The 23,736-nt window shown below is 32.5% G+C and carries 23 protein-coding genes; 7 read left to right on the forward strand and 16 right to left on the reverse strand.

Features of this window, described 5'->3' with window-relative positions; genetic code table 11:
- Positions 1-6: 6 nt before the first annotated feature.
- From G4L40_RS01135 to G4L40_RS01155, 5 genes are all read right to left on the reverse strand, one after another.
- Positions 7-996 (reverse strand): acyl-ACP desaturase, encoded by a 990-nt coding sequence (locus tag G4L40_RS01135; protein ID WP_166235187.1) that lies wholly within the window; start codon positions 994-996, stop codon positions 7-9.
- 4 nt (positions 997-1,000) lie between these two features.
- Entirely contained in the window at positions 1,001-1,735 is a 735-nt protein-coding gene (locus G4L40_RS01140) for a lysophospholipid acyltransferase family protein (RefSeq protein ID WP_166235189.1), read from the reverse strand.
- 87 nt (positions 1,736-1,822) lie between these two features.
- Entirely contained in the window at positions 1,823-2,233 is a 411-nt protein-coding gene (locus G4L40_RS01145; protein WP_166235191.1) for a BrxA/BrxB family bacilliredoxin, read from the reverse strand.
- Between the two features lie 102 nt (positions 2,234-2,335).
- Positions 2,336-3,475 (reverse strand): lycopene cyclase family protein, encoded by a 1,140-nt coding sequence (locus tag G4L40_RS01150; RefSeq protein ID WP_166235193.1) that lies wholly within the window; start codon positions 3,473-3,475, stop codon positions 2,336-2,338.
- Positions 3,475-5,517, reverse strand: a complete 2,043-nt coding sequence (locus tag G4L40_RS01155; protein WP_166235195.1) for a TonB-dependent receptor plug domain-containing protein — start codon at positions 5,515-5,517, stop codon at positions 3,475-3,477. The genes G4L40_RS01150 and G4L40_RS01155 overlap by 1 nt, the downstream gene beginning before the upstream one ends.
- Before the next feature lie 81 nt (positions 5,518-5,598).
- On the opposite strand from G4L40_RS01155, the gene G4L40_RS01160 reads away from it, so the two are divergent.
- Both G4L40_RS01160 and G4L40_RS01165 read left to right on the forward strand, forming a co-directional pair.
- Positions 5,599-6,246, forward strand: coding sequence for a metal-dependent transcriptional regulator (locus G4L40_RS01160; RefSeq protein WP_166235197.1), 648 nt, complete (start codon positions 5,599-5,601; stop codon positions 6,244-6,246).
- A 2-nt stretch (positions 6,247-6,248) separates the two neighbouring features.
- Positions 6,249-7,067 carry a ZIP family metal transporter gene (locus G4L40_RS01165; protein ID WP_166235199.1) on the forward strand — a complete coding sequence of 273 codons (819 nt, stop codon included), beginning with the start codon at positions 6,249-6,251 and terminating at the stop codon, positions 7,065-7,067.
- 129 nt (positions 7,068-7,196) lie between these two features.
- On the opposite strand, the gene G4L40_RS01170 is transcribed toward G4L40_RS01165, so the two are convergent.
- From G4L40_RS01170 to G4L40_RS01185, 4 genes are all read right to left on the reverse strand, one after another.
- Positions 7,197-8,027, reverse strand: a complete 831-nt coding sequence (locus G4L40_RS01170; RefSeq protein WP_166234766.1) for a hypothetical protein — start codon at positions 8,025-8,027, stop codon at positions 7,197-7,199.
- A gap of 39 nt (positions 8,028-8,066) precedes the next feature.
- Positions 8,067-10,175: a ferrous iron transport protein B gene (feoB, locus tag G4L40_RS01175; protein WP_166235201.1), complete on the reverse strand. Its 2,109-nt coding sequence runs from the start codon at positions 10,173-10,175 to the stop codon at positions 8,067-8,069.
- On the reverse strand, positions 10,176-10,406 hold the full coding sequence (locus G4L40_RS01180) for a FeoA family protein (protein ID WP_166235203.1): 231 nt from the start codon (positions 10,404-10,406) through the stop codon (positions 10,176-10,178).
- An 80-nt stretch (positions 10,407-10,486) separates the two neighbouring features.
- On the reverse strand, positions 10,487-11,185 hold the full coding sequence (locus tag G4L40_RS01185; protein WP_166235205.1) for an SCO family protein: 699 nt from the start codon (positions 11,183-11,185) through the stop codon (positions 10,487-10,489).
- A gap of 123 nt (positions 11,186-11,308) precedes the next feature.
- Between G4L40_RS01185 and G4L40_RS01190 the strand changes: the two genes are divergently transcribed.
- Together G4L40_RS01190 and G4L40_RS01195 are read left to right on the forward strand one after the other, a co-directional pair.
- The gene (locus tag G4L40_RS01190) at positions 11,309-14,704 is read left to right on the forward strand and encodes a VPS10 domain-containing protein (protein WP_166235207.1); all 3,396 of its coding nucleotides are present in this window, start codon (positions 11,309-11,311) and stop codon (positions 14,702-14,704) included.
- A gap of 3 nt (positions 14,705-14,707) precedes the next feature.
- Entirely contained in the window at positions 14,708-16,777 is a 2,070-nt protein-coding gene (locus G4L40_RS01195; RefSeq protein WP_166235209.1) for a M13 family metallopeptidase, read from the forward strand.
- A 135-nt stretch (positions 16,778-16,912) separates the two neighbouring features.
- On the opposite strand, the gene G4L40_RS01200 is transcribed toward G4L40_RS01195, so the two are convergent.
- The 4 genes from G4L40_RS01200 to G4L40_RS01215 are packed head-to-tail and all read right to left on the reverse strand — an operon-like array spanning position 16,913 to position 19,544.
- Entirely contained in the window at positions 16,913-17,836 is a 924-nt protein-coding gene (locus G4L40_RS01200) for a DMT family transporter (protein WP_166235211.1), read from the reverse strand.
- Between the two features lie 2 nt (positions 17,837-17,838).
- Entirely contained in the window at positions 17,839-18,684 is an 846-nt protein-coding gene (locus G4L40_RS01205; RefSeq protein WP_166235213.1) for an SDR family oxidoreductase, read from the reverse strand.
- Between the two features lie 8 nt (positions 18,685-18,692).
- The gene (locus G4L40_RS01210) at positions 18,693-19,043 is read right to left on the reverse strand and encodes a hypothetical protein (RefSeq protein WP_113987668.1); all 351 of its coding nucleotides are present in this window, start codon (positions 19,041-19,043) and stop codon (positions 18,693-18,695) included.
- 3 nt (positions 19,044-19,046) lie between these two features.
- Complete coding sequence (locus G4L40_RS01215) at positions 19,047-19,544, reverse strand: DUF6265 family protein (protein ID WP_166235214.1); 498 nt, start codon at positions 19,542-19,544, stop codon at positions 19,047-19,049.
- A 211-nt stretch (positions 19,545-19,755) separates the two neighbouring features.
- On the opposite strand from G4L40_RS01215, the gene G4L40_RS01220 reads away from it, so the two are divergent.
- The 3 genes from G4L40_RS01220 to G4L40_RS01230 all read left to right on the forward strand — a co-directional run bounded on the left by G4L40_RS01220 (position 19,756) and on the right by G4L40_RS01230 (position 20,962).
- The gene (locus tag G4L40_RS01220; RefSeq protein WP_026725498.1) at positions 19,756-20,076 is read left to right on the forward strand and encodes a single-stranded DNA-binding protein; all 321 of its coding nucleotides are present in this window, start codon (positions 19,756-19,758) and stop codon (positions 20,074-20,076) included.
- Between the two features lie 117 nt (positions 20,077-20,193).
- Positions 20,194-20,517, forward strand: coding sequence for a single-stranded DNA-binding protein (locus tag G4L40_RS01225; RefSeq protein ID WP_166235216.1), 324 nt, complete (start codon positions 20,194-20,196; stop codon positions 20,515-20,517).
- A gap of 7 nt (positions 20,518-20,524) precedes the next feature.
- The gene (locus G4L40_RS01230) at positions 20,525-20,962 is read left to right on the forward strand and encodes an HRDC domain-containing protein (RefSeq protein WP_166235218.1); all 438 of its coding nucleotides are present in this window, start codon (positions 20,525-20,527) and stop codon (positions 20,960-20,962) included.
- Positions 20,963-20,990: 28 nt separating this feature from the next.
- Here the strand turns inward: G4L40_RS01230 and G4L40_RS01235 are convergent, their stop codons facing one another.
- The 3 genes from G4L40_RS01235 to G4L40_RS01245 are packed head-to-tail and all read right to left on the reverse strand — an operon-like array spanning position 20,991 to position 23,729.
- Positions 20,991-21,614, reverse strand: a complete 624-nt coding sequence (locus tag G4L40_RS01235; RefSeq protein ID WP_166235220.1) for a chloramphenicol acetyltransferase — start codon at positions 21,612-21,614, stop codon at positions 20,991-20,993.
- A complete protein-coding gene (locus tag G4L40_RS01240) occupies positions 21,611-22,297 on the reverse strand; it encodes an HAD family hydrolase (RefSeq protein ID WP_166235222.1) in 687 nt (228 codons plus the stop codon). The genes G4L40_RS01235 and G4L40_RS01240 overlap by 4 nt, the downstream gene beginning before the upstream one ends.
- Before the next feature lie 7 nt (positions 22,298-22,304).
- Entirely contained in the window at positions 22,305-23,729 is a 1,425-nt protein-coding gene (locus G4L40_RS01245) for a hypothetical protein (RefSeq protein ID WP_166235224.1), read from the reverse strand.
- Positions 23,730-23,736: the final 7 nt, after the last annotated feature.

Raw genomic sequence — 23,736 nt, forward strand, 5'->3', positions numbered from 1 at the left:
TTCTAATTATCTAACCAATGCGGGTTCTACCCATTTGAAAATATGTCCTGTTTCTGGAATTACTAATCTTTCGGATACTTTTATCATCCTTGCTGGTAACTTCATTAAAAAGTCTCTAGCTTTTTCAGCTTCATCAGTTAATCCTGAAATTTTATCAATTTCCCATTTATCAATTAATTTTTGCATGATATCTACATAATCAGCAGCAGTATACACTCCAATTCGTTGTGCAGAATCAGAGAATTGTTCAAAAGCAGTACTTATTTTTTGCCCAGATTCTCTTAAAAAATGAGCTGGCATCGTAATTTTATGTTTCATCATGTGCTGAAAAGCCAACATCATTTCGCTTGGGTCAACTTTAAAAATTTGGTTGATAAATTCACTGTAAGCTAAATGATGACGCATTTCGTCTCCGGCAATTAGATTACACATTTTGTGTAATTTTTTATCACCATATTTTTTTGCAATTTGTGCTACTCTATTATGAGAAACATAAGTTGCTAATTCTTGAAAGCTAGTGTAAACAAAGTTTTTATAAGGATCATTACTTGTTCCAATATCAAAACCATCATTAATTAAATGCTGTGTTGTCATTTCTATTTCACGCATATTTACTCTTCCTGAAAGGTATAAATATTTGTTTAATACATCTCCATGACGATTTTCTTCTCCAGTCCATTGACGAATCCATTTACTCCATCCATTTTGTCCTTCTTGTCCCACACCTTCAACATTCATAAGCCATGATTCATAGGTTGGTAAAGCTTCTTCTGTAATAGTATCCCCCACTAAAGTAACCCAAAAATCGTAAGGTAAATCTTTAGCAATTTCACGAAGTTCTTTTACATCATCAAAAAAAGTTTCATTTTGAGAATTTGGAAGTAAATCGGTAGGTTGCCAGATTTTTTCAACAGGAATTAAAAATTCATCGACAAAAGTGTCAATTTTCTTTTCTAGAAATTGCATCACTTCTAGTCGTACATTTTGTATAGACATGGGTTTATTTTTTTATGTTTTCGGTAATTACTTTTTCGGTTTTTTCAAAAATTTCTTCAAATTTATACTCAGAAATTTTCATCGGTTCGTGGATTTGGAACTCTAATTTATTACCAAGACCTAGGGGGAATTGTCCAAATTTAGTCATTTTCCAAGAATTATTAATTGTAATAGGTAAAAAATAAGCATCCGGCGCAAATTTGTATAGCATTTTTAATCCATTCACAGCAAATGGTTTAGGCGCTCCTGTTTTACTCCTAGTTCCTTCAGGAAAAATTACTACCGAGTAATTATTGTTGTTTATTAATTCGGCTACTTTTTTAATTTCTGGCAATGCCTGCTTTGGATCTTTTCTATCAATTAATGCTGAACCGCCATGCTTTAGATTGTATGAAACACTTGGAATTCCTTTTCCTAATTCTATTTTACTTATAAATTTTGGATGTGCTTTTCTTAAAAACCAAATAATGGTGGTGATATCGTGCAAACTTTGGTGATTTGCCACTATAATTAAAGGTTTGTTGTCTGGAATATTTTCCATCCCTTTAAGATGATAGGAAGTACCTAAAATATGTGTTGTTCTTACTAAAAACCAATTTAAATAGGCAACACTTAAACGGTGCGCATTATACCCAAAAACATTAAAACAAAACCATTGGATTGGGTGAAAAATTACTAACCAAAGTAAAAAAAAGAAGTAATACACTATTGAAAGTGGATAGGATATTATTTTTTCCATTTATAAATGAATTTGCACAAAAGTAAGGTTTAAAATAAAAAAACCACCAAAAAAATGGCGGTTTTATTATATGCTAGCATAGTATGATTAACAAAATTCGTTGTAGGCGTCTTTTAAATTTTCAGCGATTAATTCTGCTGGACGACCTTCTATATGATGACGTTCTAACATGTGAACTAATTCACCATTTTTAAATAACGCCATACTTGGTGATGACGGTGGAAAAGGGAACATTTCAGTTCTTGCTGCATCAACAGCATCTTTATCAACTCCTGCAAAAACGGTAATTAAGTTAGCTGGTTTTTTACCGCCTTCTAAACTCATTTTTGCTCCTGGACGCGCATTTCTTGCGGCACAACCACAAACAGAATTAATCACAACTAATGTTGTACCTTCAGCTTTGATAGCGTTTTTTACGTCATCTGCTGTATATAAATTTTTGAAACCTGCATCTGTTAATTCAGCACGCATCGGGTTTACCATTTCTTCTGGATACATAATGTATATTGTTATAAGTTAACGATTGGCAAAGTTACAAAGTTTTTTGATTGTTACAGAATGCTATTTCATAAAGATTTGTTATGATTTGATAGTTTGCCCTTATTTGAAAATCCTGCCAAATAACGCTTTCACAAAAATCATTTTTGGACATTTCCAAATGACTTGAAAATCTTCCCAAATAGAAGTTTCTTCATCTAAAAATTTAAAAATTATAGTTGAGTTTCCTTTTTTGAACATCGAAGAAAATATTTTAGAACCTAATTCGTTTTTTGAACTTAAAATATCCAATAATAACAAATCATAGAGCCAAAACTTATTTTTTTTATGAAACTTCGAAAAGTCTGATTCTGATTTTAGAAATTGAACTAAAGCTTTCGATTTTTTGGATGCGTTTTTAAAAGTATAACCTGTGCTAGCTTTTGTCCAACCGCCAGCCGAACCAATATTGATTATGTTCTTTGTATTGTGTTTCCAAAAAGGATAACACGTCATCGGAATATTGCCTTGTTCTTTTTCGATGATTTCGTATTCCTTTATACCTAAATTTTCAATGTAATTCTGGATTTCAGATTCGTATTCTTCCCTCAGAAGTAAATCTTTTGAAAACAATGTATATTCTAACAACGCTTCATTTTCTGATGTTGGTAAAACATACATAAAACGCGTATTGCCTTTTTGTTCGACCGAAAAATCCATGAAGGTAGCGCAGTTAGGTGTAAAAACTGCTTCTTTACTTTTGATAAACCACCCGATAAAATGTTGTTGAATTAATGGAAATTTATTTTGCGCTGTAACAATTTCAGGATTAAAAATCGAATTGAAAATTTTGTTGCAAGTGAAGGTTTCTTCTTTGGTTTTTACAACACAATGATTACCTAATTCTGTAAAATCAACTACTTTCTGATTTAGGAAATGAATGTTTTTATGTTCGGAAATCTTCTTGAAAACCAATTCATAAAAATCTAAACTATTAATTTTCTTGTATTGATAAGGCGTTAGTTCTAAAACCCGATTGAATTTTTCATTGGCAAAAACAGCTTGATTCCATTTTTTTGAAACGATTTCATTAAACAAATTATTTTCATCCCAAAAGCACCAAGTTCTGTCGTTTACTTTTTTAGCATTCTCATCAATTAATAAAATGGATTTATCCTCAAACTTTCCAGATAAAAGCATTTTATAAACCGTCATCAAAGCCGATAAACCTGAACCTGTGAAAATATAATGATAATGTTGCATTAATAAATGGTATATCGAATTCCTAAAAAACCTCTTATTCCTTGATTGGGTGCATACACATAACCTGGATCAAAGGTTAAAGCATATGGATTGCTTGGTGTGGCTAAAACATTTCCGTTTGTATCGTATTCAACACCTTCATCAAACGGATCGTTTGCTCTAGCTATTATAAATGGAGTTCCTCTATTAGGTGTCCAATTCAAAATATTTTTTACACCGCCATAAAGTTCAAAACTACGAAATTTTTTATAAGTAAATTGAATGTTTTGCAAACTCCAAATAGGAGAATATTCAGGTCTTGGGTCTAAATCGCCTAAAATCGGCAATCGCATCGGTCCATATAAATTCCCTGTGTAATCGATGGACAAAAACCATTTTGGAATATCATAAGTTATTGCCCAATTGGTGCTGTATTTTTCCGTTAAAACAGGTGTTGAACTTACTCCATTTTGTACATTTTTCGGTTCCATAATTGTAAAACCAAGAATCGCTTTTAATCCGAAAGGCGTTACTAAATCAATATTACCGCTAATTCCTAATGTTTGTGCATAACCATTTAAATTGGAATAAATAATTTGGTTCGGATTGGTGTCGTAATCTGGAATGATTTGGTTATTAAAATAAGTGTACCAAGCCGAAGTTTCGAAACCTAAAAAAGTACCGTTTTCAAATCTAATTTTTTTCAAATAATTCAAATTGATGTTGTAAGAAGTTTCAGGCTTTAAATCTTCGGTAATTATCACTTCTCTCGAACCGGTTAAAGCCGCGTGTTCTTCGGTAAAAAGATTTACAATTCGAAATCCAGTTCCGGCATTAATTCGGAACACATCATTTTCGGTTGGATTCCATTTGTAGGCAATTCTCGGTGTAAAAATATTGCCGTGATTGTTGTTGTAATCGTATCGAGCTCCTAATAAAATATGATGTTTTGGAGCCAATTTTATTTCATCTTGAAGAAAAATGCTATAGATTTTTGTTTGTTCTGCAGTCGTTGTAGCTGTTGTATTATCGTCATAATATTGATAACGAAAAGCCGCTCCCAATAACAAATTGTGATTTTCTAACTTTTTATCCCAAGTATATTGTCCGAAAGCAATTTTTTGATTCGCCAAGTAAATCGTGTTTCCATACACCGAATTTTGGTCATGTGCCGTCATTGAAAACGACAAATACATGTTTTCTATAGTTGGTAATTGATATTTGCTTAAAAGTTCCATACGTTTTGTATAAATACTTTCACCATAAACTTCCGAACCACCACGATGCGATTTGTTCCATTGCATTTCGCCACCCCAACGGTCTTCGTAAAATAATCGTCCTGCAATGGTGAATTCTTTGTTGTTTTTTCGCTCAAAGTTCCATTTGTTGAAGATGGAAATTCGTTTTTGTAAGGTTACATCGGTAAAATTATCGTTGTTATTGTCAATCGGTTGGTTGTAATTGTAATAATTGATGCCGATTAAAGTAACCGCTTTTTTTCCAACCGAACTTTTCCAACCTAAATCCACATTGGTTTCTAACCAAGAAGTCGAAAAAATATCAGCAGAAAACAAAGGTGCACTCAAAGGTTTTTTGGTAATAATGTTTATTAAACCTCCAACGGCTTCACTTCCGTATAAACTTGAGGCGGGACCTTTAACGACTTCTATTCTATCAATTAGCGAATTCGGAATTCCAGATAAACCATAAACGGTTGAAAGTGCGCTCACAATAGGCATTCCATCAATCGTTACCATAGTGTATGGGCCTTCTAATCCATTGATGTGGATATCACCTGTGTTACAAATATTGCAATTGAGTTGTGGTCGAACCCCATTTACATTTTGTAAAGCTTCAAAGACATTTGATGTTGGATTTTTCTTTAAAAATACTGGAGTATATATTTCAACAGGCACTGGTGACTCGAGTCTTTTAACAGGTTTTAGTGTTCCAGAAATTACAACATCATTCATCATTTCAGAATTATTAGCTAAAGTGTCTTTTGTTTGAGAATAAGTAAAAGTTGAAAATAGAATAAGTAAAATAGAAATTTTTGTTTTCATAAATTTATTTTTAGACAAAACTAAAAATAAAATATTTAGCAATCTAAAAAAAGAACATATATTTGTCGAAATAAATCGATTATGACCATTTCTGAAGAAAATTATATTAAAGTTATCTATCATTTGTCGTTGGTTTCTCCAAAAGGCGTTAATACGAATGCTATTGCTGGGATGTTAGATACAAAAGCATCATCTGTAACAGATATGATGAAGAAACTTTCGGATAAAGATTTGGTAAGTTATCAGAAATATCAAGGCGTTACTTTAACAGATAAAGGTTTACATTCTGCAAAAATGATTGTGAGAAAACACCGTTTATGGGAAGTTTTTCTAGTAGATAAATTAGGCTTTTCTTGGGATGAAGTACACGAAATTGCAGAAGAATTGGAACACATCAAATCCGAACAATTAATTAATAAATTGGATGCCTTTTTAGGGTTTCCTGTGGCTGACCCACATGGAGATCCTATTCCAGATGCAAAAGGTGTGATTAAGAAAATTGAAAAACAATTGTTATCCGAAGTTGAAATTAACGCTTCATTTCATTGTGTGGGCGTGAAGGATTCCTCTACCGATTTTTTAAAATATTTAGACAAACAAAAAATCGCATTAGGTTCTATTGTAAAAGTAATCGACAAAGAAGATTTTGATGATACTTTAACTGTAGAAATCGATGGAAAACGCTTGACTATTTCGAATAAAATTGCTAATAATTTATATGTACAATAATTATGTTTGATACAATAATCCATTTTTTTGAAAGCATTGATCCTATTTTAGCGGCATTATTAGCTACAACTTTTACATGGGGATTAACCGCATTTGGTGCTTCGTTCGTATTCTTCTTTAAAAACATGAATCGAGTGGTTTTAGACGGAATGCTTGGTTTTACAGGGGGCGTTATGGTTGCGGCTAGTTTTTGGAGTTTATTAGCGCCTGCAATTGAAATGAGCAAAGGAGATGGTTTTGTAAAAGTAATTCCTGCTGCTGTGGGATTTATGTTGGGAGCTGTTTTTATTTTTGGATTAGACAAAGTATTACCGCACTTACATATCAATTTTAAAGAGACTGAAGGAATTAAATCTCCATGGCAACGCACTACCCTTTTGGTTTTAGCTATTACGTTGCACAATATTCCGGAAGGATTAGCGGTGGGTGTTTTGTTTGGTGGTGTAGCTGCAGGAATTCCAGAAGCTTCAATTGCTGGAGCAGTTACTTTAGCTATTGGAATTGGAATTCAAAATTTCCCAGAAGGAATTGCAGTTTCAATGCCCTTAAGAAGAATGGGGATGAGCCGTTGGAAAAGTTTTATGTATGGTCAATCGTCTGCAATTGTAGAGCCTATTGCTGGAGTTTTAGGAGCAGTTGCGGTTACTTTTTTTACTCCAATATTACCTTATGCTCTAGCTTTTGCAGCTGGAGCCATGATTTTTGTAGTAGTGGAAGAAGTTATTCCAGAAACACAACAAGATAAAAACACTGATATAGCAACACTAGGTTTTATCGGCGGATTTATTGTGATGATGACATTAGACGTAGCTTTGGGTTAATGACACGCACAATCGTCGCCACAAGGCTTTGACTTTTTAGTGCGCTTTTTCCAAAAGAATTTTTTTATTAAGAACCCTATTGCAACAGCCAAAGACAAGTAAACTAAGATTTGTTGTATATCCATAATTTTAAAAATATATTCCAGCACCTATTGTGATAAAATTATAACTTGGAGATGCTATTTTTAAATGTTCATAACCCGCTGAAAAAAAGTAATTCTTTTTATGATATTTCCCTCTAAACTCAAAAGAATTCACAGATAATCCATTTATCTTACTCAATTGAAATGCACCATTAAAACTTATATTTTTAAAAGCAAAAACATCAGTATTCAATCCATAGGAAATTCCTGCTTTGTTTACTTCGTTTCCAATATAAGTTGCTCCAAGCGTCCATCCAATATTAAACTTTTTAAAACGAATTCTATCATATGCAAAATTAAATTGAAACATAGATAAATTATCATATTCATTTGTGAAAATATTTTTCTCTATCAACTCTCTATAATCTGCTTGCAAATAAAAATATTGAAAAGGTCTAATTTTAGCCTTTAAATGATTCCCAAAAGAAGTATTACTACTATACAGAAAATGATTTTCTATATCAAATCGCATTTTATTATTTCTTTGAATACTATCTCCATCACGAACAAAATTACCAGATTCACCATCAAAATAAGGATATTTAGAAAGAGAATTATACAAATGATCTTCATTTCTATAATCTCCTATTGTTGAATAAAAACCGACGTATAAAAATCCTTCAGCCAGTAAACCTACCAGCCCGAAATCATTAGAACTAGAAGAACTTCTTGAAGATGATGAAGACGATGAACTACTACTTGATGAAGAACTTGATGAACTTCCTGCATTCAACTCTTTTTTTGATTTGTCAATTTTCTGAGAAAAAGTGGTGTTTAATGTTAAGGCAAATAAAAGTATAAGTAATGTGTTTTTCATCTGTTTTAGTTTTCTCTATTTAATCAAAAACTATGCCTTTTATTTTAAAACTTGATATGCAATTAATGCTGTTAGATATGCAAAACCACTCATGAATACTAATTGAACTATAGGCCATTTCCAAGAATTTGTTTCTTTTTTTACTATAGCCAACGTAGAAATACATTGCATTGCAAAAGCGTAAAAAAGCAATAACGAAATTCCTGTTGCAAAATTAAATACTTTATTTCCAGTTATTGGATGCACTTCAGCTGCCATTCTGTTTTTAATCGTAGTTTCTTCATCACTATGACTTCCAACGCTATATATGGTGGCTAATGTTCCTACAAAAACTTCTCTTGCTGCAAATGAACTTACTACTGCAACACCTATTTTCCAATCATAACCAAGCGGTTTAATTACTGGTTCTATCGTTTTTCCCATGTAACCTATATAGGAATTTTCAAGTTTATAGGCATTTACTTTATCCTCAATTAAAGAAGGATTTAGCTTGATGTTTTTCGATTGAAGTTCGGCTACTACATTTTTTTCTGCATTATTAAAATCATCACTTAATCCATGGGAACCCAAATACCATAGGATAATAGAAAGCGCTAAAATAATCTTTCCAGCACCTGTTACAAATGCTCTTGTTTTTTCTAGCACATTAATTCCAACGTTTTTAAACATTGGAATTTTATAGCTTGGCATTTCTACAACAAAATAAGATTTACAATTTAACTTTAAATATTTATTAAGTATAAAGGCAGAAAAAATTGCCATTCCAAATCCTAATAAATATAAAGTCATTAACGTTAATCCTTGTAAACTTAAAAAGCCCAACACTCTTTTTTCGGGAATAATTAATGAGATTAATATAGCATAAACAGGCAATCGCGCTGAACAAGTTGTAAAAGGAGTTACTAAAATAGTAATTAATCGTTCTTTCCAATTTTCAATATTTCTTGCGCCCATTATAGCTGGAATCGCACATGCTGTTCCTGAAATTAAAGGGACAATACTTTTTCCAGACAACCCAAATCTTCGCATAATTTTATCCATCAAAAAAACCACACGACTCATATATCCACTTTCTTCTAAAACGGAAATAAATAAGAATAAAAATGCTATTTGTGGAATAAAAATTACGATGCCGCCAATTCCAGGAATAATTCCTTCGCTAATTAAATTTGTGAACTCTCCTGCAGGTAAATTTTGCTTTGCGAGTGAACTAAAATTAGCAAAAGTTTCGTCAATAAAATCCATTGGAATGCTACTCCAATCAAATAAAAATTGGAAAATCAACATCAAAATTCCGAAGAAAATTACATAACCGAAAATTTTATGTGTCAGAATTCTGTCGATTTTTGCACGAATATCGGATGCTTTTGAAACATCTATTTTTTGACCTATTTTTAGCGTATCATTAATAAACTGATAGCGTTTTATAGTTTCTTTTTGTTGTAATCTTTTTAAATCGGCATGCGATTTCGTAAATGAACTTTTAATTTCGTTTCTATCCAAGTTTAAGAAATTAACATCTTGCGTAATCACTAACCAAAGCTTATATAACAACTGATTTGGAAAAGCTCTTCTTAAATTATTAAAATAATCTGGATCAATTGAAGACGCGTGCAAACAAGGTTCTGTAGAAAGTGTTTCGTAGTTTAAAATTAGGTTTTTAAGATTTTCAATCCCTATTTTTTTTCTTGAACTTACTAATGCAATTTTAGTTTTTAATTCTTTCTCAAGAATCGGAATATTTAATTCTATTCCTTTTAATTGCATTCTATCAGCCATGTTAATGACTAAAATGGTTGGTATTTCTAAATCTTTAATTTGGGTAAAAAGAAGTAAATTTCGCTTTAAATTTTCAACTTCTGTAACTACAACGGCTACATTTGGAAAATCTTCATCATTTTTATTTAGGAGCAGTTCAATTACTACATTTTCATCAATTGAACTAGCATTTAAACTGTATGTTCCTGGCAAATCAATAATTTTTGCTTTAACACTATCAGATAATTTACAAACACCTTGTTTTTTTTCAACAGTAATTCCTGGATAATTTCCTACTTGTTGATTTAAACCAGTAAGCTCATTAAAAACAGATGTTTTACCCACATTTGGGTTTCCAATTAAAGCAACTTTTATAAGATTTGAACTCATTTAATTATCTTTTAAAACACTTATTTCTCTTGCGGTTTCCACACGAATAGCCACATGAGAATCGTTCACATTAAAATATAATGGATCGCCAAAAGGTGCTACTTGAAGTAATGTAATTTTATTACCTGGCAAGCATCCCATCTCTAATAATTTTAGTGGGATTTCGTCTAAATTAACAGCCGTTATAGTTGCTGTTTCTCCTATTTTAAGAGCTGACGAATTAGTGTTCATTTTCTTATTTAGATTGAATTAAAATACAAAAGTAAAAATTATAAATTTAGAAAACCTGATAATTATCAATTTAATACCAATTATTTTTGATTTTCAACTAACCAAATTATATCGGCAAGTAATTGTTGCATGTTTTTTACTTTTGGGTCATCACTGGGTTGGTTTAGATTTGTTCCATCATAAAAACCGCGAATTCTTTTATTTTTGTCTACCAAAATAAAATTTTCGGTATGAACCATGTCATATAATTCTTCTGGTTTTCCAGTTTTTACAGCCAAATATGATTTTCTTGCTAAGTAATAAATTTCCTTTTTATCTCCGGTTACTAAATTCCAACGTGAATCATCCACTCCTTTTTTAATGGCATATTTTTTAAGTACTTCTGGAGTATCAATATCTGGAGTGACAGAAAAAGACAAAAGTTTTACGCTTGGATATTTTTTTAATTGCTTTTGCAACCAAACCATATTATCGGTCATTTTTGGACAAATCGTTGGGCAAGTAGTAAAAAAGAAATCCGCTACATAAATAGTGTTTTCATAATCTTTCTGTGTAATTATTTTCCCATTTTGATTGGTAAAAGCAAAGTCAGCAATTTTATGGTCGATGCCAATATGTTGCACCGTAGAATCAACTAATTCAGGATTAATATCTCTTGGTGAATATATTGGTAACATTTTTTCAGGAGTTTGTAAAGAATAAATTCCAAAAAAAATAGCTATTGACAAAATCAAAAAGACAATTATAAATGTTCTATATGGTTTCAGATATTTTAGCATTATATTTTTTTGCAAAAATAAACATAATTAGGCTTTAAAGCCACTTCAAACGAACGTTAAAGTTGTAATATGTTGATTTTCTTTGCTATATTTGTGAAATTTTACTATTTAACTACTACTAATATGACTAAAAATTACTTGATTGTTAGTTTATTGTGTTCCTTTTTAGGTTTTTCACAATTTAATCCTTCTGCCCCATGGATGGCTAACGTATCTACAGCACGAACTGGCGAAGCCACTATTGACGAATTGGTAACTTCATTTAACCAATATTGGTCAACAAGAGACAAAAACGTTAAAGGTTCTGGTTACAAGCCTTTTATGAGATGGGAATACCATTGGAGAAGTTATACTAATGATCAAGGTTACGTCATGTCATCTGATGAATTTTGGAATGCTTGGCGTCAAAAAAACATAGCGAAGACAAATAAAAATAGTGCTTTTTCATTGCCTGTAAGTAACTGGCAACCTGTAGGCCCTTTTACCCATACAAATACTGGCTCTTGGTCTTCAGGTCAAGGTCGTGTAAATACCGTTCATGTTGACCCATCAAATAGCAATATTGTTTATTTAGGTTCACCTGCTGGGGGAATTTGGAAATCTACAGACAATGGCTCAACATGGGCTCCACTTACAGATGAATTACCTCAAATAGGTGTTTCTGGAATAGCTGTTGATTACTCAAATTCAAATACAATTTACATAGCTACTGGAGACAAAGATGCAGGAGATTCATATTCGGTTGGAGTATATAAATCTACTGATGGTGGTTTAACCTGGAATGCAACTGGTACTATGGGAGGCTCTAACCCATCAAGAGCTGGTGATTTAATTATTCATCCCACAAATAATCAAATATTATGGTGCGCAACAAATAACGGAATTTATAAAACTACAAATGGTGGTACTTCCTGGTCAAGTGTACAAACAGGTGATTTTTCTCAAGGTAGTATTCGATTAAAACCTGGAGACCCAACAACTGTTTATGCTGTTTCTGACACAAATTTTTATCGTTCAACAAATTCAGGAACAAGTTTCACTCAAATCACTTTAGGATTACCTGCAACTTCTAGTAGACTTTTATTAGATGTAACACCTGCGAATGCAAATTACATCTATGTGCTGAGTGCTAATTCTAGCGGTGATATGCAAGGAATATATCGTTCTACTAATTCAGGAACAAGTTGGACTAAAACCTCATCAAACGAATCAACAACTGGAGACGTTTTTGAGTCTAATCAATCATGGTATGATTTAGCATTAGCCGCTTCAACTACTAATGCGGATGAAATTTATACGGGTTGTTTGAATGTTTGGAAATCTACTGATGGTGGAGCTACTGTAACCAAATTAAACAATTGGAGTTCGCCAACGGCTCCATCGTATACTCATGCTGACATCCATTACTTAGGATTCCATGGAAGTAAACTTTTTTGTGGAAGTGATGGTGGAATTTATGTTTCAAACAATGGCGGAACAAACTTTACTGATTTAACAGCCGGTGTTCAAATTAGCCAATTTTATAAAATTGCTGTTTCAAAACAATCCGCTGCAAACATGGTGGGAGGATTACAAGATAATGGTGGACACGCGTATAGTAGTGGTCAATGGAAAAATTATTATGGCGCTGACGGAATGGACACTGCTATAAATCCAAATAATCCAAATCAATATTATGGCTTTATTCAAAGTGGAGGAAGTCTTTACATAAGCAACAATGCTGGAAATGGAATTAGTGCTTCTGTTGGATCTCCTGGTGTTGATGGCAATTGGGTAACTCCTTTAATGGCTAACGCTGCTGGAGATTTATTTGCAGGCTATAACAACTTATACAAATTGGTTTCTGGAGCTTGGGTTCAACAAAACACAGGAACCATTGGTACTGGTAATCTAGAACTAATTAGTATTGACCCATCAAATGACAATATTATGTATGTTGCTAATGGTTCTAGTTTATACAAAAGCACCGATTTAGGTATCACTTTTACAAATGTATATACAACCACAAGTAACATAACTTCTATAGAAGTTCATTCAACTGATAGTAATATTGTTTATATAACTACTCAAAGTACTTCTGGAGGTGTATTAAAATCTACAAATGGAGGAACATCTTTTGCTAATTTTTTCACAGGATTACCAAATATCGGTAAAAATATAATTGTGCATCAAGGAAGAAACACTGACAATCCTCTATATGTTGGAACTGATTTAGGTGTTTACTACAGAGATGATTCAATGTCTACTTGGCAAGCATTCGACACAAATTTACCAAATGTGTCTGTAACCGATTTAGAAATAAACTTAGAAGACGCAAAACTTGTCGCAGCAACTTACGGAAGAGGTATTTGGCAAACAGATATTCCTATTCAAATTCCTGCAGATGATGTAAAATTTGTGAGTATTCAAAGTCCAGGTGTAAACATTAATTGTGGCGATACTGTTATTCCTCAAATTGAAGTTAAAAATAGCGGAACAAATCCAATCACATCGGTTACAATTAATTATACAATAGACAGTACACCAAATAGCTTTACTTGGAATGGTTCAATTGCACCAAATACAAATACTAGTATTAATTTACCTAGCGTTACTTTAACAAGAGGTGTACATACTTTAAATGTAACCACAACTATAACTAATGATGCCTATTCAGACAACAATAGTGGTTCCTCAACTTTTTATGTTAATGATGCTGGAACTGTTGGAGTGGTTAATCCTTTTACAACACCTTCCAATGCTTTAATTTCATACAATGATGGTGGAAGCGGATCGCAATGGCAAAGAGGTATCAGAACAACTGGAGCTATGAGTTCTGCTGGTAATACAGTATACACAACAAATGTTACTGGAAATTATCCTAATGTAACTAAATCATACTTAGTATCTCAATGTTATAACTTATCAAATGTTATAAATCCTCAAATTAGTTTTGCAATGAAATATGATTTAGAGGTAAATTGGGATGTTACTTATGTACAATATTCAACCGATTTTGGGGCAACATGGAATTTATTAGGAACTATGGATACTAATTGGTATAATAGTGACAGAACTCCTCTTACCACGGGAACAGATTGTAATAATTGTCCTGGTGGTCAATGGACAGGAACAAATACTACTTTGACTACATATACCTATCCATTAAATGCTCTAAACTCAGAAACAAATATCATTTTTAGAATTGTGTTTCATTCTGACGAATCTGTCACTCAATTAGGAGTTAATATTGACGACTTTGTTATTAATGGAACGCTTTCAAATCAAAATTTTGAATTAAATAATGTTTTTGTTTACCCTAATCCTTCTAAAGGAATTTTCAATATTTCATTAGGAAACATTCAACCAACCGGAATTGATGTTTATGATTTAACAGGTAAAATTGTTTGGTCTAAAAAAGAAATTTCTGTAACAAACTTTGAAACTGCAATTGATTTATCAAACGTATCTCAAGGAATTTATTTTGTAAAAATCATGAGTAATGAACAAGCAACCGTAAAAAGAATTATTAAAGAATAAATTATGAATAAATTCATTTTAAGAGGAAGTCTAGGCTTCCTTTTTTTAACAGCAACTTTCTATTCGTGCAAATCGAATCAAGAAGCAGTAAAAAAACAAGAACCAATTGGAATCAATGTGAATTACATGGACAAATCAACAAGTCCAGCAGACAATTTCAATAGATATGTAAACGGAAGCTGGTTAGATAAAACCGAAATTCCAGCAGACAGAACCCGTTGGGGAAGTTTTGACGAACTTCGTAAAAACACTGATGACGATGTCATGGCAATTCTTAAAGAGGCAATAAATGATAAAACCATCGATCCAAATTCAGATCAAGCAAAAGCAATCAATTTATACAAATCTATCTTAGACACTGTTAGCAGAAATAAATCTGGAATTGAGCCTCTTAAACCTTATTTAGCTAAAATAAATACTGTTAAAAATTCAAAAGAATTAGTAACATTATTAGCTGAATTAGAACCAGAAATGGGATTAGGGTTCTTTGGAAGTTATGTTGGTGCAGATGCTAAAAACAGCAATAGAAATGTTGTTTATGTAGGAACTGGAAGCTTAGGTTTGCCAGACAGAGATTATTATGTATCTGATGCACCTGACAACAAAGAGAAACGCGAAAAATATATTGCTCACGTTTCTAGAATGCTTCAATTTATAGGAGAATCTGAAACTACTGCAACAGAAAATGCAAAGAAAATTTTAGCTTTAGAAACTAAAATGTCGACCGCAACTTTTGATAGAGTTGAACGTAGAGATAGAAGAAAAACTTACAACCCAATGGCAATTGCTGATTTACAAAAATTATTGCCGTCAGTAGAATGGAATAGTTATTTTCAAACAGTAGGAATTGGAAAAATTGATTCTGTAGTTGTTTCTCAACCAAAATACTTACAAGCTGTTGAAGCTATTTTTCAAGAAAACAAAATTGAAGATTGGAAAGCCTACATGCGTTGGACTGCCCTTAGAGGTTCATCTGGAATACTTTCTACAGAAATTGAAAATGCTAACTGGGAATTTTATGGCAAAACTTTAACAGGCGCAGTAAAACAACGTCCAGCTGATGAAAGAGCTTTAGCAACTGTCAACGGAAGACTAGGTGAAGCTTTAGGAAAATTATATGTTGCGAAAAAATTCCCACCAGAAGCAAAAGCAAAAGCAGAAGCAATGATTAAAAACGTTTTTGCAGCATTTGAAAATCGTATCGATAATTTGCCTTGGATGACAAAAGAAACAAAAGAAAACGCAAAATTAAAGTTACAAAAATCAAGAATAAAAATCGGTTATCCTGATAAGTGGAAAGACTATTCAAAATTAACAGTAGTAAGCCCAAATAATGGTGGAACCTATTTCGAAAATTCAAGATTATATGCATTATGGAGCCATCAACAAAATGTTGAAAAACTTGGAAAACCAGTAGATAAAGAAGAATGGGGTATGTCGCCACAAACGGTGAATGCATATTTTAATCCAACCAATAACGAAATTGTATTTCCTGCGGCTATTTTACAACCTCCATTTTATGATTACAGAGCAGATGAAGCTGTAAATTATGGCGGAATCGGAGCTGTAATTGGTCACGAAATTTCACATGGCTTTGACGATTCAGGTTCAAGATATAATGCTGAAGGAAATTTAGTAAACTGGTGGAGTGATGAAGATTTGAAACAATTTACCACATTAGGTAGCGCTTTAGCAGACCAATATTCTGCTTTAGAACCTTTACCTGGAATTTTTGTGGATGGAAAATTTACTTTAGGAGAAAACATCGGAGATTTAGGTGGAGTTAATGCAGCTTATGACGGATTACAAATCTATTTGAAAGCAAACGGAAATCCAGGATTGATTGACGGATTTACACCTGAGCAACGTTTCTTTATTTCTTGGGCAACCATTTGGAGAAGTAAAATGCGTGACGAAGCCATCAAAAATCAAGTAAAAACAGACCCTCATTCACCGGGAATGTACCGTGCTTATGTACCGTTACAAAATGTGGAAGCGTTCTACAAAGCGTTCAACATTCAACCAAACAACGGAATGTATGTAGCACCAGACAAGCGTGTGAAAATTTGGTAATCAAATTCAAGAATAAATCAAATCCCATCTTTTTAGGTGGGATTTTTTGTTTAATAAAACAGTTGAGATTATCGCCACGGATTAAAGGATTTTCACAGATTGTAATCCTTCTAATCTTTTAATCCGTGGCTAAATTTATTTCTTCTTAATCGCACGATTCACTAAATAAAGTCCAATAATCGTTATTGTTCCGCCAATGATAATCGCAGTAGTTAAAGGTTCATTAAACAACAAATAACCAAAAAATAACGCCACCATCGGATTGATATAGGCATACAAACTGCTGATTTCAGTTGGTAAATTTTCTAAAGCATAAATAAAAGCTATAAACGTCAATACCGAACCAAAAACCACCAAATAACCAATCGACCACCAAGAAATAACAGGAATTTCACTTAACGGGACTGAAGTGCCATTAAATCCAATCACACTTGAAATCACAATACTCGAAATCAACATTTGCAATCCCAAACTAAAATACGGATTGAAATTCGTCTTGTTTTCTTTGATATAAATCGAAGATAACGCCCAAGTAAACGTAGCAATTACTGAAAGTAAAATTCCAAAACGGAATTCAGGTTCTAAGAAATCGTTAAGGTAATCGTAGAAAATCACACAAATTCCGCCAAAAGCGACAATCAAACCTACAACCGCTTTCCAAGATGTTTTTTGACCGCGAAATAGACTAATTATTACTATCCAAAGTGGAAATATTGAACCAATAATCGCTCCCAAACCACTCGAAATGTATTTTACACCCCAAGTACTCAAACCGTTACTCAGCATGAAATTCAAAACGCTCAAAACTAGAATAGTGCGCCATTGTCGCTTGTTTGGCCAAGGATGTTTTTTGATTAAGAAATAAAGCAAGTACAACAATCCACCAAAAAGTTGACGCAGCGCTACCAATTGCATCGGAGGTATATGTTTTACACCTTCTTTGGAAGCAATCCAAGTCGTTCCCCAGAAAAAGCTAATCCAAATTAATGCTAAAATTGGTAAGCCAATCGCATTTTTCTTTTGCTTGATGTAATTGTGAAATACGCTAAAATACGCCATTACTAAATTTCTTTTTGAAACGAATAACCTAAAATCGTTTCTACTTTTTCACTAGAAATAATTTTACCTTTCGATTCCGAATTTTCTGCAAAGGTAGGCAATGGCAAATTCAAAATATCCGCTTTTTTGTGATAATATGCTTTGCGCGTTGGATGCTGAGGTGTGACAGCGTTAAAGGTTTGATTCCATTCCCAATTGTCATCTCGAGCGAAGTCGAGAGCTTTTTCTATAACTCCAATACAATCTTTTCTCTCAATCATATTCACTGGTGCATCTGGATTTTCAACATTCGTTCTTCCTGCCAAAAATTTCACTGGATGACGATCTTCGCCAAGCAAACCACCAAAACGAATTACCGTAGTTTTAAAATTTGGATTTGATTGTAAAAGAGTTTCAGCAATAACTAATTGCTTGCCACTTTCGGTATCGGGATTTGGGGTTGTTTCTTCTGTAATTTCAACAATAGGAAAACTATCACCATAAACCGAAGTCGAACTCACAAAAATAACTTTCTGAATTTCTGATTTTTCGATAAGCGGAATCAACGTTTTTACTTTATTTACAAATGTCATTTCGTTTGAAGTCGAAGGTTCTCTTCTCAATCCAGGCGGAATATCAATCACTAAAACATCGATTTTTTTCAGAAAATCTTCCATATTTCCAATGATTTGATGTTCCTCCAATTGAATTTGGAAAGGCGAAATCCCAGCATTTTTCAAAATTACCAATTTACTTTCCGAAGTCGTAGAACCTTTTACTTCGTAACCTTTTGAAAGCAATGATTTGGCTAAAGGTAAACCCAGCCAACCACAACCGAGTATGGCAATCTTTTCTCTTTCTTCTTTCATCTATTCTCTTAACTATCTTTCTTTACCAACATATAAAAATCATCTTCCAACGCGCGATAGCCTTGGTCGTACAAAAAGAAATAAGTGTTGCCGGTTTTGGTTTGTAACATGCTGGTAAAAAACTCAAAATCAAACCCTTTACTAAGTAATTTGGTTTTTGTGGTTTTTCCTTTGTCTTCTGGGTTGAGTTCACACAAAATGCGATAATTTTTACGCAATTTATTATTAATGTTGCGCATCAGATTGTTCTGATCTTTATTCATTTTGTTGTTGTACGCATTGCGGCAGCCATCCGAACAAAACTTTTTGTCTTCGCGACCGATGATTTTATCGCCACATTCTAAACAGGTTTTACTCATGGCTTACTTCTTAAAATTAAACTTCATTTCCTTACCACTATCTTCAAAAACCACGTAAATATTGATTTCGTTATTCGAAATTTTCTCAAATGTAAATTTGTCAAAATACACATGGGTTGGAGTAACTTTTACCAGTCTGAAATTCTCGCTTACTTCCGCTTTTTCCCAACCTTTTAATTCGCCGTCAAAGTGTTTGAGTTGTAATAATAACGTTTTGTCTTTCTCAATAATGTGTCCCAATTCATAAAAAGCGACTTTTCCATCTACCACTAATTTGAAACTAAACATCATCGAATTTCCAATCGGTTCGCTCCACGTTTCTTGGCAAATGCCACCTAAAGCTTCGCCTGTCCAATTGCCAACAATCCATTTTACATCTTGTAAAGTGGCTTTTGGAGAACCTTTTTCATCGTTATAATTAAGAGTTTTTTGTGCAAATGTGCTAAACGAACAAATAAAAAGTAAAAAATAAATACCTTTTTGAAAGATTGATTTTTTCATCTGTAAAGTCTTATAATTAAAGCTAATATACAAAAATATTTTCCATTTACAAACGCTTACAAATATTTACAACCGATATTAAATAGCTAAATACCGAATAACGTTTTTTTCTTGTCCCATCTTTGCACTGTCGAAATGAACGAAAGCAAAATTCAAATACAAGTTCAATTTCAAAAATCAATTTTATTAATTATTTAAATTTTTACACGCCATGAAAAACAGAGTACAATTAATCGGACACGTAGGCCAAGAACCAGAAATCAAAAATTTAGAATCTGGACGAGTAGCAAACTTTACTATCGCTACGAATGAGAATTACACCAACGCCAAAGGTGAAAAAGTAGAACAAACCGAATGGCACCGCGTTTCCGCTTGGGGAAAAACAGTAGACATTATTGAAAAATTATTAACCAAAGGAAGTCACGTTGCCATCGAAGGTAAACTAACCCACAGAAGCTACGACGATAAAGACGGAAACAAACGTTATATCACAGAAGTGGTTGCTAATGAATTGGTTTTATTAAGCAAATAGTCAAGTTCAAGAACAAATTCAAAAATCAAGTTCAACATAGATTTTTTAAATTATTCTAATTTATTAAATCCGTGTTCCAAAAAATCAAGTAACACAAACATTTAATATTTATACGCCATGAAAAACTCAGTACAATTAATCGGACACGTAGGTCAAGAACCAGAAATCAAAAACCTTGAAGGAGGAAAAAAATTAGCAAACATCAGCATTGCTACAAACGAAGTGTATTATCGTGAAAACGGTGACAAAGTAGAACAAACGCAATGGCACCGAGTAACCGCTTGGGGAAAAACAGCCGACATCATCGAAAGATTTGTAACCAAAGGAAAAGAAATCGGAATAGAAGGTAAGTTAACCCACAGAAGTTACGACGACAAAGACGGAAACAAACGCTATGTTACAGAAGTTGTTGCCAATGAAATTTTGTTAATCGGTAAATAAAGATGTTATGCAAGTTAGAGTATTTTCAATCCGTTTGGATAACGCATTTTTGGAGTACGATCAACAACAATTGAATGCTTTTTTGAATACGGTAACGTTTAAAAAATCAAGTACTCAATTTGTGGAAAGTGAAGCAGCGCATTGGTCGGTTATTGTTCATTATGAATCAGAAGAACAAGAAAAACCAGAACGATTAGAACGTAAATCTTATGAAGATTTAAATCCGAAAGACAAACAAGTTTATGGGTATTTAAATCAATGGAGAAACGAAAAATCGGAAGCTTTGAAACTGAAAAAGTATATGATTTGTCACAATTCAGAATTAATCGATTTAGCCATGTATAAGCCAAGTAACTTAAATGAATTACAACAAATCAAAGGTTTTGGGAAACAAAAATCGGAGCGATTCGGAGAAGATATTTTAGCTATTTTGAATGCCGTTTGAGAAAAGACCACCAGCGAAAGTTGGTGGTTTATTTGTTTAATTCGGTTTGCAAAGCTTCAATAAATAAGCCTATGTGATAACCATCAACCAAGCCATGATGTGCTGTAACTGAAAGCGCCATCGATTTCTTTCCGTTTTCTTCTACTAGTTTTCCATAGGAAATTTTTGGACAACTATCGGCAACACCAAAATTTCTAGAATGCGTTAATCCAGTAAAATTTATCCAAGGAACAGCCGAAAAATGAATAATGTTTTCAGGATATTCTCTCGTTAAAATTCCAGTAGTGGTTTGAATTCTTTCAATTTCTGTTTGAACAATTGTATTAAATTCGTGAATGTCTTCATGAAATTTCATAAACGAAAATCCAAACGTTTTATCTTCTCTCATAATAGTAGCAGAAGCGTCAATTTCCTCGTATAGAAACACATCTTCACCTTCTATTCTATATCTGAAATTTTCAATTTGATTAACAGCAGCTAAAGTTTTGTGAAAATAATATACAAAAAATGAAATTTGCATTGCCTTTGCTTTTTCATAAGCAGTTGTACAATCAATTGTTGTAGTTATTCCAAAAAAAGGCTCTTGGAAAGCTGAGAAAAACTCTAGATGTCCTTTTCGATTCCAAGAAGATATGTCAATTTTTCGTTTCATTTTAACAAAGGTAAAATCTCAGTAATATGGGTAAACGATTTGAAATTTTCGTGTTTGATTTCGAAATCAATTTTTTCGTATTCCCAAGTCGTATGATACGGAATGTGTATTGCATGTCCGTCAATATTTAAAACTGGTAAGACATCTGATTTTAAGGAATTTCCAATCATTAGAAAATCTTCGGCTTTGCAATCCAAACGCCCTAACATTTTTTCGTAATCTAATTCGGCTTTATCACTCATGACTTCAATGTGATGAAAGTAAGCGCCAATTCCCGAATCGTGTAATTTTCTATGTTGGTCTTTTAAGTCGCCTTTTGTGGCTACAACCAATTTATATTTTCCTTTCAACTGTTCCAAAACTGATTCTACGTTTGGCAACAATTCGACAGGTTTTTGCAATAAATCTTTTCCAATAGCTAAAATTTGCTCAATTCCTTTTCCCGAAATTTGATGATTGGTCAATTGCAAAGCAGTTTCAATCATTGATAACGTAAACGCTTTAATTCCGAAACCATACAAAGGCAAATTTTTCACCTGATGATTCAAAATCAATCCCAAAATTTCTTGGCTCGATGCATAATCTTGAAACAACACACAAAAGCGCTCCTGTGCTTCATCGAAATAAGGTTCGTTGTGCCATAAAGTGTCGTCTGCGTCGAAAGCGATTATTTTGGGGTTCATGAAAAAATTAGAATTTATATATTGTCACTTTTTCCTGTTTGTTTTTATGGGCAAAAAGATAAAAATGGTTATTACTTTCAAAAAGAGTTAAAAAATTTTCTTTTGAATTATTATTTTCAACGTAAGATCTAACATTATCATAATTTGAAGTCACGTTTTTCAAATTTGTTGGCTTGAAATCTGAAGAAGATATACAACTTCTAATATATACAACATCTTTATCTGAATAAGAAGTAATTGATGATCCTGAACCATCATTAATGATTGCTGCCGCAATACCTCCAACTAACCCAAACATTCCAAGCATTTGATAAGATTGTTGTCTTGGATAAGAAACTCCAGCTATAGATAAATAATAATTATCGTTTGAAAGGAATCCTGTTATTGAAGGATTTTTAGCAAAACTTTTTCTTAAGAATTTCTCTTCATTTTTAAGAATTTCTCTGTTTTTTATACCTCCAACTTCTTCTATAAGTTCTGAATTGATATACTGATGACCTTCTGTAGCAGTTATTGAAAAAGAGTTAAGTGTTTTATTGTCAAAGTTTTTAATAATGATTGAAATTCTTTCATTGCTAAATTTAGCTATAAAAATTTTATTGTCAATTACAAAAGAATTCGTTTCCTTAGATAAAAATGAATCAATTGAATTTTCATCCTGCTTAGAAACAATGTGGCTATTTGCGGTAAAATCTTTTAACGACAGTATTACAAATTGACTAAAATTATTATTTACATCTGATGAAATAATAATTCTTTCATTATCAACATAAATTTTCTTTTTTTCCGTTGCATGAACAGAGTTAAAGTTAATTTTATCCGTTAAAAATATTGGAAAAGAAGCCTTGTAAACTGTTCCGTTTTCGTCATTTAAAAAATCCCAAAACTTTATTTTTTGATTTAATGAATTGACAAAACTCATATTAGAGCAGTCAAATGAATTTTTTTCTACTGTTAGACCATTAAATCTGTAATAATTTATAATTGATGTTTCTTTGGTTACAGTAATAGTATTAAAAAATGCATCTTTTGTATAACTAGATAAAATTCTTTCATTACTGTCAATGGGGTAGTTTATTTCATTTTTAATAATCTTTTTATTTTCAAAATCAATAGTTAGTACCTCCAATGTTTTTTTGTTCTTTTTCCAATAAGTATAGAATAAATTTTCTTTTATACTATTACCCATGAAATCTCCAGACTTATCAATTTCTATATGCTCAAACCTACTTAATACATTAAAACTTTTGTCAGTTTTTATTAATTCAATGTTCTCTTTGTTTTTTAAAATAAGAGCATACTCATTGTTATTGGGGTCTTCAATACGATAAAAACTTTTAATCTTGTCAAGATTAATGTCAATCGAATTTACTAACTCTTGAGAGAAAGTTAATTTTGAGAACAGAAAGAACAGTAAAATAAACTTTTTCATTGTCAAT

Source organism: Flavobacterium celericrescens, assembly GCF_011392075.1.
Taxonomy (GTDB): Bacteria; Bacteroidota; Bacteroidia; order Flavobacteriales; family Flavobacteriaceae; genus Flavobacterium; species Flavobacterium celericrescens.

Excerpts from the sequence above, each read along its gene's own strand:
- G4L40_RS01135 (WP_166235187.1), bottom strand. The coding sequence starts at position 996 with ATGTCTATACAAAATGTACGACTAGAAGTGATGCAATTTCTAGAAAAG.
- G4L40_RS01140 (WP_166235189.1), bottom strand. The coding sequence starts at position 1,735 with ATGGAAAAAATAATATCCTATCCACTTTCAATAGTGTATTACTTCTTT.
- G4L40_RS01145 (WP_166235191.1), bottom strand. The coding sequence starts at position 2,233 with ATGTATCCAGAAGAAATGGTAAACCCGATGCGTGCTGAATTAACAGAT.
- G4L40_RS01150 (WP_166235193.1), bottom strand. The coding sequence starts at position 3,475 with ATGCAACATTATCATTATATTTTCACAGGTTCAGGTTTATCGGCTTTG.
- G4L40_RS01155 (WP_166235195.1), bottom strand. The coding sequence starts at position 5,517 with ATGAAAACAAAAATTTCTATTTTACTTATTCTATTTTCAACTTTTACT.
- G4L40_RS01160 (WP_166235197.1), top strand. The coding sequence starts at position 5,599 with ATGACCATTTCTGAAGAAAATTATATTAAAGTTATCTATCATTTGTCG.
- G4L40_RS01165 (WP_166235199.1), top strand. The coding sequence starts at position 6,249 with ATGTTTGATACAATAATCCATTTTTTTGAAAGCATTGATCCTATTTTA.
- G4L40_RS01170 (WP_166234766.1), bottom strand. The coding sequence starts at position 8,027 with ATGAAAAACACATTACTTATACTTTTATTTGCCTTAACATTAAACACC.
- feoB (WP_166235201.1), bottom strand. The coding sequence starts at position 10,175 with ATGAGTTCAAATCTTATAAAAGTTGCTTTAATTGGAAACCCAAATGTG.
- G4L40_RS01180 (WP_166235203.1), bottom strand. The coding sequence starts at position 10,406 with ATGAACACTAATTCGTCAGCTCTTAAAATAGGAGAAACAGCAACTATA.
- G4L40_RS01185 (WP_166235205.1), bottom strand. The coding sequence starts at position 11,185 with ATGCTAAAATATCTGAAACCATATAGAACATTTATAATTGTCTTTTTG.
- G4L40_RS01190 (WP_166235207.1), top strand. The coding sequence starts at position 11,309 with ATGACTAAAAATTACTTGATTGTTAGTTTATTGTGTTCCTTTTTAGGT.
- G4L40_RS01195 (WP_166235209.1), top strand. The coding sequence starts at position 14,708 with ATGAATAAATTCATTTTAAGAGGAAGTCTAGGCTTCCTTTTTTTAACA.
- G4L40_RS01200 (WP_166235211.1), bottom strand. The coding sequence starts at position 17,836 with ATGGCGTATTTTAGCGTATTTCACAATTACATCAAGCAAAAGAAAAAT.
- G4L40_RS01205 (WP_166235213.1), bottom strand. The coding sequence starts at position 18,684 with ATGAAAGAAGAAAGAGAAAAGATTGCCATACTCGGTTGTGGTTGGCTG.
- G4L40_RS01210 (WP_113987668.1), bottom strand. The coding sequence starts at position 19,043 with ATGAGTAAAACCTGTTTAGAATGTGGCGATAAAATCATCGGTCGCGAA.
- G4L40_RS01215 (WP_166235214.1), bottom strand. The coding sequence starts at position 19,544 with ATGAAAAAATCAATCTTTCAAAAAGGTATTTATTTTTTACTTTTTATT.
- G4L40_RS01220 (WP_026725498.1), top strand. The coding sequence starts at position 19,756 with ATGAAAAACAGAGTACAATTAATCGGACACGTAGGCCAAGAACCAGAA.
- G4L40_RS01225 (WP_166235216.1), top strand. The coding sequence starts at position 20,194 with ATGAAAAACTCAGTACAATTAATCGGACACGTAGGTCAAGAACCAGAA.
- G4L40_RS01230 (WP_166235218.1), top strand. The coding sequence starts at position 20,525 with ATGCAAGTTAGAGTATTTTCAATCCGTTTGGATAACGCATTTTTGGAG.
- G4L40_RS01235 (WP_166235220.1), bottom strand. The coding sequence starts at position 21,614 with ATGAAACGAAAAATTGACATATCTTCTTGGAATCGAAAAGGACATCTA.
- G4L40_RS01240 (WP_166235222.1), bottom strand. The coding sequence starts at position 22,297 with ATGAACCCCAAAATAATCGCTTTCGACGCAGACGACACTTTATGGCAC.
- G4L40_RS01245 (WP_166235224.1), bottom strand. The coding sequence starts at position 23,729 with ATGAAAAAGTTTATTTTACTGTTCTTTCTGTTCTCAAAATTAACTTTC.